At 72.7% G+C, this 13730-nt stretch carries 12 protein-coding genes and 1 pseudogene; 5 read left to right on the top strand and 8 right to left on the bottom strand.

What is annotated here, in order from left to right:
* Positions 1-95: 95 nt before the first annotated feature.
* The 8 genes from V2W30_RS38660 to V2W30_RS38625 all read right to left on the bottom strand — a co-directional run bounded on the left by V2W30_RS38660 (position 96) and on the right by V2W30_RS38625 (position 8501).
* Positions 96-620 carry a MarR family winged helix-turn-helix transcriptional regulator gene (locus V2W30_RS38660; RefSeq protein ID WP_425244648.1) on the bottom strand — a complete coding sequence of 175 codons (525 nt, stop codon included), beginning with the start codon at positions 618-620 and terminating at the stop codon, positions 96-98.
* A gap of 101 nt (positions 621-721) precedes the next feature.
* Positions 722-1975 (bottom strand): NAD(P)/FAD-dependent oxidoreductase, encoded by a 1254-nt coding sequence (locus V2W30_RS38655; RefSeq protein ID WP_338703265.1) that lies wholly within the window; start codon positions 1973-1975, stop codon positions 722-724.
* Complete coding sequence (locus V2W30_RS38650; protein ID WP_338703264.1) at positions 1972-2535, bottom strand: DUF4383 domain-containing protein; 564 nt, start codon at positions 2533-2535, stop codon at positions 1972-1974. The genes V2W30_RS38655 and V2W30_RS38650 overlap by 4 nt, the downstream gene beginning before the upstream one ends.
* Before the next feature lie 151 nt (positions 2536-2686).
* Positions 2687-4198, bottom strand: a complete 1512-nt coding sequence (locus V2W30_RS38645; protein ID WP_338703262.1) for a cryptochrome/photolyase family protein — start codon at positions 4196-4198, stop codon at positions 2687-2689.
* Between the two features lie 19 nt (positions 4199-4217).
* Positions 4218-4796: a fasciclin domain-containing protein gene (locus V2W30_RS38640; RefSeq protein ID WP_338703261.1), complete on the bottom strand. Its 579-nt coding sequence runs from the start codon at positions 4794-4796 to the stop codon at positions 4218-4220.
* Positions 4797-5027: 231 nt separating this feature from the next.
* Entirely contained in the window at positions 5028-6584 is a 1557-nt protein-coding gene (locus V2W30_RS38635; RefSeq protein WP_425244647.1) for an FAD-dependent oxidoreductase, read from the bottom strand.
* Positions 6581-7303 carry a class I SAM-dependent methyltransferase gene (locus V2W30_RS38630; protein WP_338703260.1) on the bottom strand — a complete coding sequence of 241 codons (723 nt, stop codon included), beginning with the start codon at positions 7301-7303 and terminating at the stop codon, positions 6581-6583. The genes V2W30_RS38635 and V2W30_RS38630 overlap by 4 nt, the downstream gene beginning before the upstream one ends.
* Positions 7287-8501 (bottom strand): lycopene cyclase family protein, encoded by a 1215-nt coding sequence (locus V2W30_RS38625; RefSeq protein WP_425244646.1) that lies wholly within the window; start codon positions 8499-8501, stop codon positions 7287-7289. The genes V2W30_RS38630 and V2W30_RS38625 overlap by 17 nt, the downstream gene beginning before the upstream one ends.
* Before the next feature lie 179 nt (positions 8502-8680).
* On the opposite strand from V2W30_RS38625, the pseudogene V2W30_RS38620 reads away from it, so the two are divergent.
* From V2W30_RS38620 to V2W30_RS38600, 5 genes and pseudogenes are all read left to right on the top strand, one after another.
* Positions 8681-9133 (top strand): annotated as a pseudogene (locus V2W30_RS38620) (hypothetical protein); the annotation flags it as partial.
* Positions 9031-10029 (top strand): polyprenyl synthetase family protein, encoded by a 999-nt coding sequence (locus tag V2W30_RS38615; RefSeq protein WP_338703258.1) that lies wholly within the window; start codon positions 9031-9033, stop codon positions 10027-10029. The pseudogene V2W30_RS38620 and the gene V2W30_RS38615, both read left to right, overlap by 103 nt.
* Entirely contained in the window at positions 10029-11567 is a 1539-nt protein-coding gene (gene crtI, locus V2W30_RS38610) for a phytoene desaturase family protein (protein ID WP_338703931.1), read from the top strand. The genes V2W30_RS38615 and crtI overlap by 1 nt, the downstream gene beginning before the upstream one ends.
* Positions 11564-12613 (top strand): phytoene/squalene synthase family protein, encoded by a 1050-nt coding sequence (locus V2W30_RS38605; RefSeq protein ID WP_338703257.1) that lies wholly within the window; start codon positions 11564-11566, stop codon positions 12611-12613. Before crtI ends, V2W30_RS38605 begins: the two co-directional genes overlap by 4 nt.
* Positions 12610-13623, top strand: a complete 1014-nt coding sequence (locus V2W30_RS38600) for a DUF5914 domain-containing protein (RefSeq protein ID WP_338703256.1) — start codon at positions 12610-12612, stop codon at positions 13621-13623. The genes V2W30_RS38605 and V2W30_RS38600 overlap by 4 nt, the downstream gene beginning before the upstream one ends.
* Positions 13624-13730: the final 107 nt, after the last annotated feature.

Genomic DNA, 13730 nt, shown 5'->3' with positions numbered 1-13730 from the left:
AACGAGAAAGTATCTCAATCATTGACTTAGATTGAAACCGACAACATACGTACCCCCTTCGGGCCGGGGGCGCCCCACGGATGCAGAGACGTCCGCTAGATCTGCGGGCCTGCCCTGGTCTCGCCCAACTCCTCGTTCAGGGCACGGAGGAACGTCAGCACGATGGCGATCTCGGACGCGTCGAAGCGGCGGCGCACCTGGTCGGTCGCCTCCGCCAGCGGCGCGAAGTACTTACGTGCCTGTGCCTGCGCGCCGGGCACGTAGTGCAGGTGGACGACCCTTCGATCGGTACTCTCGCGGACCCGCTTCACGTGCCCCGCGCGCTCCAAACGGTCGATACAGGCGCTGACGGCGCCGGACGTGATGCCCAGCCGCTGCCGCAGCAGGCTGGGGGTCATCGGGGTCGCGGAGTCCAGAATGGCGGCGAGCGCCTGGACGTCCGTGGAGTGCAGGTCCTGCCCGGCCGCGAAAGCGTGCACGAGCCGCTGGAGTTCGCCGTCGAGCCGCCGCAACTCGACGGCGAGGGACAGCAGATCGGGATGCGGAGCCCGTGCCCCGCGGCCCTCGTCGGCGGCATCTCCCTCGGCTGCGGGCACTTGCTCGGGATCACGATTTTCCACCTGCCCACCCTACAGACGTCGCAGGTGGCACCGCCGCCCGTGACGTCGCCGCAGGACGGTCGGGAACACGCGCGGAAGGCGATGCCGGATCGAGGCCGTCCTCAGGACCGGGGACGCCGCGCCAGATCCCGCAGCACCTCTCGCGCGGCCCGCGCTCCCGAGGCCATGGCCCCCTGCACCGACCCCGTGGCCCGGTGGTCGCCGCACACGTAGCGGCCGTCCTCGACACGTGTGGAGCGGCTCAGCGGGTGGGGCGGGGTCATCACGGGGAGGGCCTGCGGAATGTCGCGCACGGCCACCAGATCCCACGCCGCGGTGTCCGTGCCGTACGCGGCGGACAGTGCCTCGCGCACGGTCGCCTCGCGGCCGGGTCCGTCCGGGCCGAGTACGGAGGTCGCGACCAGCGCCTGGTGGGCGGGAGCGGCGGACGGGACGACTTCGCTGATCACGCAGGTGTTCAGGAAGCGTCGCCGCGCGTCCAGCAGCAGCACGGGCTCCTTCAACGGCGAGGTCGGCGCGGCGTGGTAGTACGTCGTCGTGCTCCGGTACTCGGGCACCTCCACCTGCGGCAGGAGCGACGCCGTCGCCCGGGGGCCCGCCGCGACCACCACGGCCTTGGCGGGTACGGACGTGCCCGCCGCCGTCATGACTCCGGACTCGGTCAGCCGGTCGACCGGGGCCTCCAGCCGCACCGTGCCGTCACCAAGGGCGCGTGCGAGGGCGCGGGGCACGGCCCCGATCCCGTCGGTGGGCAGACACAGCGTGCCGCGCAGCATGCTGCGCCAGACCAGGTGGAACATCCGGCTGGAGGTCTCCAGCCCCTCTTCCAGGAAGACCCCGGACAGGAACGGCCTGAGCACCTCTTCCGTGAACTCCTCGGTGAACCCGGCGCGGCGCAGGGCGGCGAGCGTGGTCCGGTCCGCGCCCCGCTTGAGCAGCGAGGCCGGCAGGAGCATGTCGCGGGCCGACATACCGCCGAGCGCGACGACGTCCCGTACGGACAGGACCGAGCGACCGGGTCCGCCGGTCGACGCGGTCGGCGCGTGCGGCCTGCGGAAGGGGTCGTAGAAGGCGGCGACGCCCCCGGCACTCGTGTGCACGCGCACCCCGGGGGCGAAGGGCCTCAGCCGCAGGTCCCGCAGCCTCAGCCGCCTACGGACCTGCGGATACGAGGTGTTGAACACCTGGAAGCCCCGGTCGATGAGGAATCCGTCGACCCGGTCGGACCGCATCCGGCCGCCCACACCGTCCGATGCCTCCAGGACCTGGACGCGGACACCGGCGGCCTGGAGGTCGGCGGCGCAGGCGAGTCCCGCGACCCCTGCGCCGATGACGACGACGTCGGTGGTGTTCATTCGGATCCCGCGCCGAGGGTCCCGGACGGTACGCGCCGGGCGAGTGCGGCGGGGCCGCCCGCCTGGAGAGCGCGACGGGCCGCGGCCTCCCGCGCCGCCTCACGCGGGTGGCGCCGACGCCAGTACGGGTTGTCGTGCGGCAGCCTGCTGGACACGCGCCCGTACATGCCGAACGTGAGGATGACCAGCCCCATCACGAAGCTGAAGATGACGTTGGTCATGCCGAAGTCGAGTACGTTCGCGCCCTTGTCCAGGATGAAGATGTGGACGAAGCCACTGATCAGGAACAGGGTGCCCACGGTCATGTTCAGGGTCGACGCGATGTTGCCGCCGATGATTCCGCCGGCGATGAGGGCGAGCCCGACCACGACGGAGATGAGGCTCAGCACGCCGTTCGTGCTCATACCGGCGATCCGGCTGCCATCCGTGTTGAAGGGACTCAGCTGGTCGGCGAACCCGAGCAGGCCGAAGACCAGGAGTACGACGCCGCAGAACGCGGCGCCCCAGCGGTAGACCTGCGCCAGCTTGTGGTCGACAGGAAGTTCGTCCTTGAGCTCCATGATGCGGGCACCTCTCTGATCGCATGCCGCTCTTCGTGCCCCCTCTCCCCTGCTTCTGTTCGTCGGCTCCTTTCGGTTGCATTCATCTCGGAACATCCTGTTTTCGTCCCACGCCCTTGAGCCCTCACCGTTCGGCGGGGCCGCTCCGCGTCTACCGCGCCCGCTCCTGCTCCAGCAGTGCCTCCAGGTCGGAGAGGCGGTCGAGGCCCCTTACCGCCTGACTCATGCGCGCGTTGCGGGAGAAGCGCTCCCGATGGCGGTGGAGGAGATTCCAGTAGCCGGCGGTGAACGGGCAGGCGTCCGGGCCGACCCGTACGGTCGGCTTGAAGCGGCAGGAACCGCACAGGTCGCTCATACGGTTGATGTACGCGCCGCCCGACGTGTACGGCTTGGTGGTCATGCGGCCGCCGTCCGCGAACTGGGACATCCCCACCACGTTGGGGACCATGACCCAGTCGTATCCGTCGACGAAGCTGCGGTGGAACCAGTCCGTGACGGCGCCGGGTTCCCAGCCGCGTTGCAGCGCGTGACTGCCGAGGATCATCAGGCGCGGAATGTGGTGCGTCCAGCCCGTCGTCCTGACCTGTTCCAGGACGTGGGCGAGGCAGTGCGCGTCGGTGCCGTCCGGGTCGAGCTCCGTGAACCAGTCCGGCAGCGGGGCCCGGTGGCCGAGCGCGTTGCCCTCCCGGTACCGCTCGTCGAAGTACCAGTACACGTGCCAGACGAACTCGCGCCATCCGGCGACCTGTCGTACGAACCCTTCGACGCTGTTGAGGGGCGCGTCGCCGGAGCGCCACCGGTCCTGCGCCCGCTCGACGCATTCCGCCGGGTCCAGCAGACCCAGGTTGAGCGAGGAGGACAGCAGGCTGTGGCTCATCGTGGGGTCGCCCGTGAGCATCGCGTCCTCGTGCGCGCCGAAGGTGGGGAGCCGGTGGTCGACGAAGCGGCGCAGCGCGGCGAGTGCCTCGCGGCGCGTCGCGGGAAAGCGCCTCGGCCCGTCCTCACCGACGAACTCGATGTCCCCGTCACGGGCCCAGCGGTCCAGATCGGCGCGCACCTCGTCGTCGATCTCGCTCTCCCGGGGGCGGTAGGGCGCCGGGACGCCGAGGTCCGTGGCGCCCCGGGGCGGGGGTTCCCGGTTGTCGTGGTCCAGGTTCCAGCGGCCGCCGGCCGGGTGGTCGCCCTCCATCAGCAGGTCGTGGCTCCGGCGCACCCAGCGGTAGAAGTCCTCCTGCCGGAGCCGTCCGCCCGTCCCCGTCCGCTCGTCGGCCCAGTGCTCGAACGCGTCGTGCGTCACGAGGAAGCCGCGCGCGGGCAGGACCCGTACGGACGGCAGTGCGCGGACGAAGTCGAGGGCCGCCCGGGACGTGGGGTGGTGCACCGTGACGGGGCGGTCGCCCACGGCCTGCCGCAGCCCTTGGCGGTAGGTGTCGGCCTTCACGTACCGGACGCGGTCGCCGAGTTCCGCCGCGCGGTGCCGCATGGCCGAGAGGATCAGGTGGGCCTTGGCCCGGTGGAAGCGGCGCCGTGCGAAGACGGCGCGGGACTCGATCATCAGCAGTGGGGCGTCGCGCGGCGGGCCGCCGCCCGCGGGGTCGGTGAAGTGGGGGCCGAGCTGATCGCCGAACATCCAGTGGACCGCGGCGGACCGGTGTGCTGTCATCTCGCGTGTTCCGTGCCTCTCAACTCTTCGGCATGAGGACGGAGTCGATGATGTGCACCGTGGCGTTGCTGGTCGCGACGTCGCCGCAGACCACGTTCGCGGTGCCGTTCACCTTGTACGCGTCCTTGGAACCGTCGGTCGTCAGCTTGCTGCCCTCCATGGTCGTGAAGGATCCGTCGGCCAGCTGGTCCTTGCCGATCTCGTCGTCCACGACGTGGTAGGTGAGGATCTTGGTGAGCTGCTCCTTGTCGTTGAGCACCTTGTCGAGGTCCGCCTTCGGGATCTTGGCGAAGGCGTCGTTGGTGGGAGCGAAGACGGTGATGTCGTCCGCGTTGTTCAGGGTGTCGACGAGCCCGGCCTTCTTCACCGCGGTGACGAGGGTGGACAGTTCCGGATTGTGGGACGCGGCCGTGGCGACGGGGTCCTCGGCCATGCCGTCGAACGATCCCGCTCCGTCCTTGGGCACCGACGCGCAGGCCGGACCGAACGGCTCGTCCATGTCGTCGGCGGCGGCCGGTGCTACGGCGGCCAGCGTGAGGGGCAGGGCGAGCGCGGCCGCGGCGATCAGTGCCTGGCTGCGTGCACGGTGAGCGGTCATGATCACACGCTCCTTCGAGGTGACCAGAGCCGACGCCGACGGGCCGGGGGTGGCGCGTCTCGTGTGCGTCCGCTCATGAGTAATTCGGAGCCGACGACCGAACGGATGCCCTAAATGCCGGACTTCTTCACTTTTGCCGCTCGGTCGGTGTCAGTACGGACGTCGATACGGGTGTCGATAAGGGTGTCGGTACAGGTGTCGGTACGGGTGGTGGAGCGAGCGATCCTCGCCTCAAGTGCGCCGGGCGCTACGGCCCGCCAGGCTCCGGAGCAGAGCGCTGCGGCCCCGCAGCGGCACCGTCCACAGGGTGTGGCCCTGCAAGCGCCAGCGGTCGAGGAGCGCGTTGGCGGCGAGCAGGCCGCTGGTCGCCGCTCGTTCCATCAGCGCCACCGGTAGCCCGGTGCGGACGAGATCCCCGGCGACCATCAGGTGCGGGTCGCTCGTGCGGACGGCCGGGCGGTCCGCGTAGCCGCCCACCGCGAACAGCGGGCAGTCGTCCCGCCACTCGTGCCGCGCGTCGACGATCCGGGCGTCCCGTGTCTCCGGGTAGACGGCGTGCAGCTGCTCGACGAAGCGCCGCTCCACCGCGGAACGGTCCGCGCCCTCCTCGACCGCGTACGCGTGCAGTTCGACGACCGAGCCGCCGGTCCTGCGGGCCCAGTGGGACGCCTCGCGCTCCCAGCGGTCGAGCACGCTCACGTTGTCCAGGCCGGCGAAGCCGCTGGTGCCGAGGAATCCCGGTCGGTCGGGGGCGACGGCGCGGTCCAGCCACAGACGGGAGACGAGGAAGGGCGGGGCGGTCCGCAGCCGTGCCACCCGCTCCCGCCAGGTGGCGTCGGCGAGGTCGGGACTCTGTCGCGCCAGTGCCTGGAGGCCGGAGGTGTCGAGTGCGAGCACGCAGGCGTCGTACGTCCGCTCGCGCTGCCCGGCGCTCACGCGGAAGCCGCCCCGTGAGGTCCGGGCGACGCGGTCGACGGGCTCGGCGACGCGCACGTCGACGCCGAGTCGCTCCAGGTATCCGCCCAGCGGGTCCCACAGGGCGGCCGGGAACGGATCGTCGGGCACGTCGAAGAGGAGCCCCTCCGCCGATCCCAGGAAGTAGATGTGGAACATCAGGACCATCTCGGCGGCCGACAGGCGGCGCGGATCGGCGAAGAAGCTGCGCGAGAACACCTCGAACGCCAGATGGTGGGCGGCCTCGGGAAAGCGGATCGCGCCGAGGAAGTCGTGCGCGCTGGTGGTGTCGAGACGCTCGTAGACGTCGGGAACCCGTACGTCCATGAGGGCGAGGGCCGCGCCCACGTTCATCCGGGGCAGATCGGCCGGCCGGAAGGTCGGGCTGGTGAGCGCGAAGCCGAGGGCGCTCCACGGCGGCGTGCGCGGGACGTGGCGGAAGCTGTCCTGGAGGCCGTTGGCGTGCCGCAGCGGATAGTCGGCGAGGGCGGTGAGCCGCTCCAGGCGCGGGTCCGAACGGCGCAGCAGGGCGCGGAGGTTGTAGTACTGGCGGAAGAACGCGTGGAAGCCGCGGCTCATGGTGACCTTGGAGCCGTCCTGCAAGGTGGTGGTCCAGCCGGCGAGGCGCCCGCCGAGGGCCGGTTCCCGCTCGAAGACGGTGACGCGCACGCCGCGCTCGGCGAGCGCGGTCGCCGCCGCGAGGCCCGCGATCCCGCCGCCGACGACCGCGACGGCGGGTGGCTCGCCGACCGCCTCGGGCGCGCCGGGGCGGGCGGGCAGGCGATGGGCGTGGCGGTCTCGCGCCCCGTGCGGCAGGGCGGCGGTGCTTCTCACGTCCGGGGTGCTCCGTTCGGTACCCGGCCCACGACGGTGTGGGCGATGCCGGTCTGCCACCCGGGCAGCGGCAGGATCCGTACCTCCTCGAATCCGGCGCCCCGCAGCCGGGCGGCGAACTCGTCGGCGGTGTCGAACTCGACGACGCTGCGCCAGAGATGGCGGTACAGCGCCCCGTCGCCGAGAGCGGTCGTCACGGGTACCAGGGCGCCGCAGACGGCGGACCACAGGGCGCGATGGCGCCGCTTGCCGCTGAGCGTGTAGTCGTGCACGGCGAGCCGTCCGCCCGGCGCGAGGACCTCGCGCACGGCGCGCAGGACCGCGTCGGGATCGCGTGTGTTGCGGAACAGGTACCCGGCGAAGACCGCGTCGAAGGGGCCGTGCACGCCCGCCTCGGCGAGCCGTTCGGCCGGGGTGTGGGTGAAGGTGACCGTGGACGGCCAGGGTTTCGCGGCGGCCCGGTCCAGCATCCCGCGGGAGGCGTCGACCGCGGTGATGTGCCCGTCGGGCAGGACGGACAGCAGCGCGGCGGTCGACGCCCCGGTGCCGCACCCGAGGTCCAGCACGCGCAGCCCGCGCCCGCGGTCGGGCAGGCCGAGTCGGCGGGCGGATCGCCGCAGGTGGGAGTGGTAGCCGGGGTTGGCGGCGACGAGTGCGTCGTAGCTGCGCGCGGCGTGGTCGAACGCCTGGGCCAGGGAGGCGTCACGCAGGGTCGGCATGGTTCTCCTGAAGGGGGCGGGGTCGGCGGCCGGGGGCGGCGCGCAGGGGGACGGCCGGGAGTGCGACGGCACTGCGCAGCAGCGGCCCTGTCGGTCCGCGCAGCCCGATACCGATGTCCTGGAGCAGTGTGGTGTCGCCGTCGAGGAAGCCGAGAAGGCGCTCCATCGGGACGCGGGAGAACAGGCGGGTGAAGAAGGCGGCGCCGTCGATACGGCCGCTGTCGAGTCCGTGCAGCAGGACCGCGTCCATCGCGAGGGAGCGCCGGGAGTGCGGGCGGGGCGGTACGGGGCGGCGGCCGGCGAGGAGCGCCTGAGCCGTCGCGCGTGCCTGGCGCTGGATGGTGGAGAAGGTGTAGCCGGTCGAGGGCCTGGTCGCACCGCCGGCCGTGCCGATCCGGAAGACGGAGTCGCCGACCTGGCGCGCGAACCGGGCGTCGGTCATGGGGATGACCCCGTCCTCGGTCGCCTCGATCTCGATGTCGCGCAGACCGAGCACCTGGCGCGTGTAGGAGCGCAGGGCCTGGTCGTACTCCTCATCGGCGAGCAGCGAGGCGGAGAACCGGGTGTACTCCACCAACGCGGTCCGGGAGCTGGTGGGCAGCATGTAGCAGAAAGCGAGGCCGCGCTCGGGCTGCGGGGTCCGGAAGTCCATCAGCTCCACAGCGCGGGTGTCGAAGGCGGGCTCCGGCGTGCGCAGGAACCATCCGCGGAAGTGCTGGAGGAGCGTCGTGCGGGCGCGGGGCAGGCTGTCGAGCGGGCGGGAGTCGAAGACCCAGCGGGCGGAGACGGTCCGCAGCGCGCCACCGGGTTCGCGCAGGAGCACGCGGGCGCCGTCGGCGGCGCCTTCGACGGCCTCGACCGTGCCGTCGCGCCGGGTGAAGCCGGGGCGGTGCGCGAGCCGCCGGTCGATCAGTGCCTCGAAGTCGTCGGAGCGGATCATCTTGTAGCGCAGCGGGCCGAGGGAGTCCTGGACGGCGCGGCCGTCGCGGCCGTGCACGCGCAGCGTGCGCCAGGACGCGGTGACGGCCTCGTCGTAGCGGCCCGTCGCGCTCTCCCAGAAGCACCAGGTCCGCCGCGGCGGACGCAGCGGGCCGGGTGGAGCGTCGATCAGGGTCACGGTGAGCGGGGAGCCGTGCGGGGTGGGCGCGAGGTGATCGGCGAGTGACAGGCCCGCGGCGCCGGCCCCGATGATCGCCACGTCCGCCCGCTCCACAGTCGCCTCCCGATCGTGCCCCGCCGCTTCCTGCACACCCTTCCTCGTCCGGGGCTCCGGTGGATGCGGCGGGCCGCATCCGGTCCAGAGGAATCGCTCGTCCGGGGGGTACCGACGGAACGGTCACAGCTGACCGGCCCCTTCCGCATCTGATCGTGGCAGGTATGCGGAATGCCTTCGAGACCTTCCAGAGTGACGACACGGAGGAGCCAGGCATGCCCCCGGACGATGCAGTGGGCGCCACCGCGGCAGGCGCGTCCTGCCGTGCGTGGGACGAAAGGGCCGGGACGCCCGGCGCCGACTCGGCCCCCCGTGCGACGGGCCGTTCCGCGGCGGCGTACGTGCGCGAGATCGACGCGGACGTGGCCGGCGCCGTGGAGCGCCGTCTCGACGCGGTGCTCAGGGACCGTGTCGGGCAGGCCAGGGCCGTGGACGAGCTGTTCGGCCGGGAGGTGGCGGAGCGCGTCGCCGGATTCGCGCTGAGCGGTGGTCGGCGGGTGCGGCCCCGGTACCTGTGGTGGGGGCTGCGGGCGTGCGGCCTGCCCGGACCGGAGGTGGCCGAGACCGCGCTCCGCCTGGGGGCCGCCCTCGAACTGATACAGACCTGCGCGCTGGTCCACGACGACATCATGGACGCCGCGCCGACGCGCCGCGGACGCCCGGCGATGCATGTCGCCCTCTCCTCCCCGCCCCGGCGGGGTCCGGCGTCGACCGCGCACGGTTCGGGCAGTCGGCCGCGATCCTCGCGGGCGACCTGGCCCTCGCGTGGGCCGACGACGAGGTCGCGGCGCTGGAGCCGCCCCGTGGGCGGGCCGGCGCCGTACGGGAGGTCTGGGCCCGGATGCGCATGGAGATGGTGGCGGGCCAGTATCTGGACATCCACGGTGAGTTCACGCGGGAACGTTCGGTCGGCCGGGCCGTGCGCGCCGCCTGCCTCAAGACCGCGCTCTACACGGTGGAGCGGCCGCTCCAGCTCGGTGCCCTCCTCGGCGGCGCGGACGAGGACACCGTGCGCGCCCTGTGTTCGGCGGGCCGGTGCGCGGGGCTCGCCTTCCAACTGCGCGACGACCTCGACGACGTCTTCGGGGGCCCGCGGCACGACAAGCCGGCCGGACAGGACGTCCGCTCGGGCAAGCCCACCTATCTCGCCGCCGTGGCGCAGGCCCGGGCCGAGAGCGGTGGCGACCGTCGTGCCCTGGCCGTCCTGCGCCGCTCGCTCGGCCGGTCCGACCTCGATGACCGCGGACTGGCCGAGGTGCGGGAGGTGTTCGACGCCACCGGCGCCGCCCGGCTGGTCGAGGAGAAGATCGCCCGGCTCGTGGCACAGGGCCTGCGCCACCTGGACTCGGTGGCGGTCGACCCGGTCGCGAGCGAGCGTCTGGTGGCTCTGATGCGTACCGCGGTGAAGGTCCCCTCGCACGCCGCACACGCCGCACACCAAGGCGTCGGCTCCCCGGAGTGCGGGATGCCGTTCGGCTCGTTCGTGTCCGTCCCGGCGGAAGGGAGCCGATGATGAGGACGGTGAGCGGGCGCACCGACCATGTGGTGGTCGTGGGTGCGGGGCTGTCCGGGCTCGCGGCGGCGCTGCACCTGCTGGGCGCGGGGCGCCGCGTCACGATCGTGGAACGCGAGGCGGCGCCCGGCGGCCGGGCGGGCAGTCTCCTGCGCGGCGGCTACCGCATCGACACGGGTCCGACCGTGCTGACGATGCCGGAACTCGCGGACGAGGCGTTCGCTGCCGTCGGGGAATCCCTCGCGGACCGCGTCGACCTGATTCCCCTCCATCCCGCCTACCGCGCGGCGTTCGCCGACGGCAGCGCCCTCGACGTGCACACGGACTCGGAGGCGATGCAGCAGGCGGTCGAGGAGTTCGCGGGACCCGAGGCGGCGGCCGGATACCGTCGGCTGCGGGTCTGGCTGCACAGCCTCTATCGGGCACAGATGAAGCACTTCATCGACACCAACTTCGACTCCCCGTTCCAGTTGCTCACCCCGGATCTGGCACGCCTGGCGGCGCTCGGCGGGTTCGGCCGCCTCGACGCGCGGATCCGGCACTTCATCAAGGACGAGCGGCTGCGCCGCGTCTTCTCCTTCCAGTCCCTGTACGCGGGGGTGCCGCCGAAGCGTGCGCTGGCCGCCTACGCCGTCATCGCGTACATGGACACCGTCGCCGGGGTGTACTTCCCGCGCGGCGGCATGCACGCGCTGCCGCAGGGCATGGCGGACGCCGCGGCGACGGCCGGGGCCGAACTCCGGTACGGGCAGGAGGTGCTGCGCCTGGAACGGTCCGGCGATCAGGTCACCGCCGTCGTCACCGACCAGGGGCGGATCCCCTGCGACGCGGTGGTTCTGACACCCGATCTGCCCGTCGCCTACCGCCTCCTCGGCCGTCGACCGCGCCGTCCCGTCCGGCTCGGGCACGCCCCGTCGGCGGTGATCCTGCACGCGGGAACCCGTCGCACCTGGCCCCAACTGGCCCACCACACCATCTCGTTCGGCGCCGCCTGGCACGAGACGTTCGACGAACTCACCCGCAAGGGAAGACTGATGTCCGACCCGTCGCTGCTCATCACGCGGCCCACCACCACCGATCCCGGCCTGGCTCCGCCCGGCAGACACCTGCACTACATCCTCGCCCCCTGCCCCAACACCGACATCGGTCCCGGGCCGGCGCAGTGGGGCGACCTGGGCCCGCGCTACCGGGACGAGCTGATCGCGGAGCTGGAGCGCCGCGGCCTGGACGGCCTCGGTGCGTCGATCGAGGAACAGTGCCTCGTGACCCCGGCCGACTGGACGGGTCAGGGCCACGCGGCCGGCACCCCCTTCTCGGCCGCCCACACGTTCGCCCAGACGGGCCCGTTCCGCCCTCGCAACCTGGTGCGCGGCACACGGAACGTGGTCCTCGCGGGCTGTGGGACCACGCCGGGCGTCGGCGTGCCGACGGTGCTGCTGTCCGGAAAGCTCGCCGCGGCCCGCATCACCGGCCTGCGCTCGCGTGCCCCGCGGCCGGCCGCGGGCACCCCGGCCACGGGCGGCGGTGTACCGGCGTGACCCTTCGTGAACTCGACGCCGCCGGCATCACCGACCCGGCCCTGCGCGCTGCCTACGAGCACTGCCGCCGCCTCAACGCGCGCCACGGCAAGACGTACTTCCTCGCGACACGACTGCTGCCGGTGGACCGCCGCCCGGCCGTGCACGCCCTGTACGGCTTCGCGCGCTGGGCGGACGACATCGTCGACTCCCTCGCCGACGACGTGTCGGCCGCCGACCGGGTCACCGCCCTCGACCGGCTGTCGACGCGCCTGGACTCCGGCCTGCGCGCCGGACACAGCGAGGAGCCGGTGGTCCAGGCCGTCGCCGACACCGCGAGGCGCTACTCCATCGACCACGCCCACTTCGCGGACTTCATGACGGCGATGCGCGACGACCTGACGGTCACGGACTACGCCACCTACGCCGATCTGCGCCGCTACATGCACGGGTCGGCGGCCGTCATCGGCCTGGAGATGCTCCCTGTACTCGGCACGGTCGTACCGCGCGAGGAGGCGGAGCCGTACGCCGCCGCGCTCGGCGTCGCCTTCCAGTTGACCAACTTCCTGCGCGATGTCGGCGAGGACCTCGACCGCGGACGGGTCTACCTGCCCGCGGACCTCCTCGACGCCCACCGCATCGACCGCGACATCCTGCAGTGGAGCAGGGACACCGGCCGGCGCAGCTCGCGGATCACGCGGGCGCTCACGGAGTTCGAGGCACTGACCCGCGAGGAGTACCGGGCGGCGTTGCCGGGCCTGGCGATGCTGGACCCGGTGTCGCGGCCGTGCATCCGCACGGCGTTCGTCCTGTACTCCGGGATCCTCGACGCCGTCGCCGCCGACGGCTACGCGGTACTGCACCGGCGCGCCGTCGTACCCCGCCGGCGCCGGGCCGCGGTCGCCCTCGACGGGCTCGTGCGCGTCCTGCACGCACGGCTGCGGCACCACGACGCCCACGCGAGCACCGGAACGCCTCACCGCCACGTGGACGGCACGCAAACCCACGACGCACCACACGAGACCTGCGGCGAGTGCGCCTCCGCCGCGTCACGGGAGACGGCATGACCTCGCGACCGAACCGAAGGACCCGCTTCCCGCTGACCCTGCGCAGCAGCCCCGTCGCCTGGGAGCAGCAGCGGCCCACCTGGCGTGAGGCGCGCCCGGCCGTGATCGACTCCGCGCTGAAGCGGGCCCAGGCACGCGCGTCCGGCAACTGGTTCGTGATCGGCGCGAGCCGCGACGTCCCCGAGCGCACTCCGTGGGGACGGACCGTCGGCGGGCGGGAGCTCGTCGTCTGGCGCGACGATCGGGGCGAGGTGGTGGCCGGACCGGGAGCCTGCCCGCACCTGGGCGCACCGCTCAAGGACAGCCCCGTACGGTGCGGAACCCTCGTCTGTCACTGGCACGGCCTGCATCTCGACGGGAAGGGGTTCCCCGGCTGGGAGCCGCTGCCCGTGCACGACGACGGCGTCCTCGTCTGGGTGCGGCTGGACGCCGTCGGCGCGGAGCCGCCGCTCGACCGGCCTGTCGTCCCCGCTCGGCCCGCGCCGGCGAGCGCGGTCACGGCCGTCTACACGGGGGCGGGCGCGTGCGAGCCGGAGGACATCGTGGCCAACCGTCTCGACCCCTGGCACGGGGCCTGGTTCCACCCGTACTCCTTCGTGGACCTTCGCGTCGTCGACAGTCCCGACGAGGGCGAGGCGGACGCGTCGGACGCGTTCGTCGTCGAGGTCTCGTTCAAGCTGACGTCGCGTCTGGTGGTCCCGGTGCGTGCCGCGTTCACCGCCCCCGAGCCGCGGACGGTCGTCATGCACATCGTCGACGGCGAAGGGCAGGACTCCGTCGTCGAGACGCACGCCACCCCGTTGACGCCACCGGGCCACGCACAGCCTCGGACAGCGGTCGTGGAGGCGGTGATCGCGACGTCGGGCCGCCCGGGGTTCAGCGTCGCGCGGCACGCGGCCGGGGCGTTGCGGCCCGTCATGCGTGCGGCGGCGGGACGGCTGTGGCGCGACGACCTCGCCTACGCGGAGCGCCGCTGGCAGCTCCGCTCGCGAGGGCAATTGCCGTACTGATCCGGGACGTTCCATGACGTACGCGTACGGCGGTCTGATCCGGGACGTTCCATGACGTACGCGTACGGCGGTCTGATCCGGGACGTTCGATGACGTACGCGGACGTC

The sequence above is a fragment of the Streptomyces sp. Q6 genome (genome assembly GCF_036967205.1).
In the GTDB taxonomy this organism is placed as follows: Bacteria; Actinomycetota; Actinomycetes; order Streptomycetales; family Streptomycetaceae; genus Streptomyces; species Streptomyces citrinus.
Note: the sequence above shows the minus strand (reverse complement) of the source record. Positions and strands in the feature narration are given on the sequence as shown.

What these genes read in the sequence shown, in the direction of transcription:
- V2W30_RS38655 (WP_338703265.1), bottom strand. Translation starts at nt 1,975, where the DNA reads ATGAACACCACCGACGTCGTCGTCATCGGCGCAGGGGTCGCGGGACTC.
- V2W30_RS38630 (WP_338703260.1), bottom strand. Translation starts at nt 7,303, where the DNA reads ATGCCGACCCTGCGTGACGCCTCCCTGGCCCAGGCGTTCGACCACGCC.
- V2W30_RS38650 (WP_338703264.1), bottom strand. Translation starts at nt 2,535, where the DNA reads ATGGAGCTCAAGGACGAACTTCCTGTCGACCACAAGCTGGCGCAGGTC.
- V2W30_RS38640 (WP_338703261.1), bottom strand. Translation starts at nt 4,796, where the DNA reads ATGACCGCTCACCGTGCACGCAGCCAGGCACTGATCGCCGCGGCCGCG.
- V2W30_RS38600 (WP_338703256.1), top strand. Translation starts at nt 12,610, where the DNA reads ATGACCTCGCGACCGAACCGAAGGACCCGCTTCCCGCTGACCCTGCGC.
- crtI (WP_338703931.1), top strand. Translation starts at nt 10,029, where the DNA reads ATGAGGACGGTGAGCGGGCGCACCGACCATGTGGTGGTCGTGGGTGCG.
- V2W30_RS38645 (WP_338703262.1), bottom strand. Translation starts at nt 4,198, where the DNA reads ATGACAGCACACCGGTCCGCCGCGGTCCACTGGATGTTCGGCGATCAG.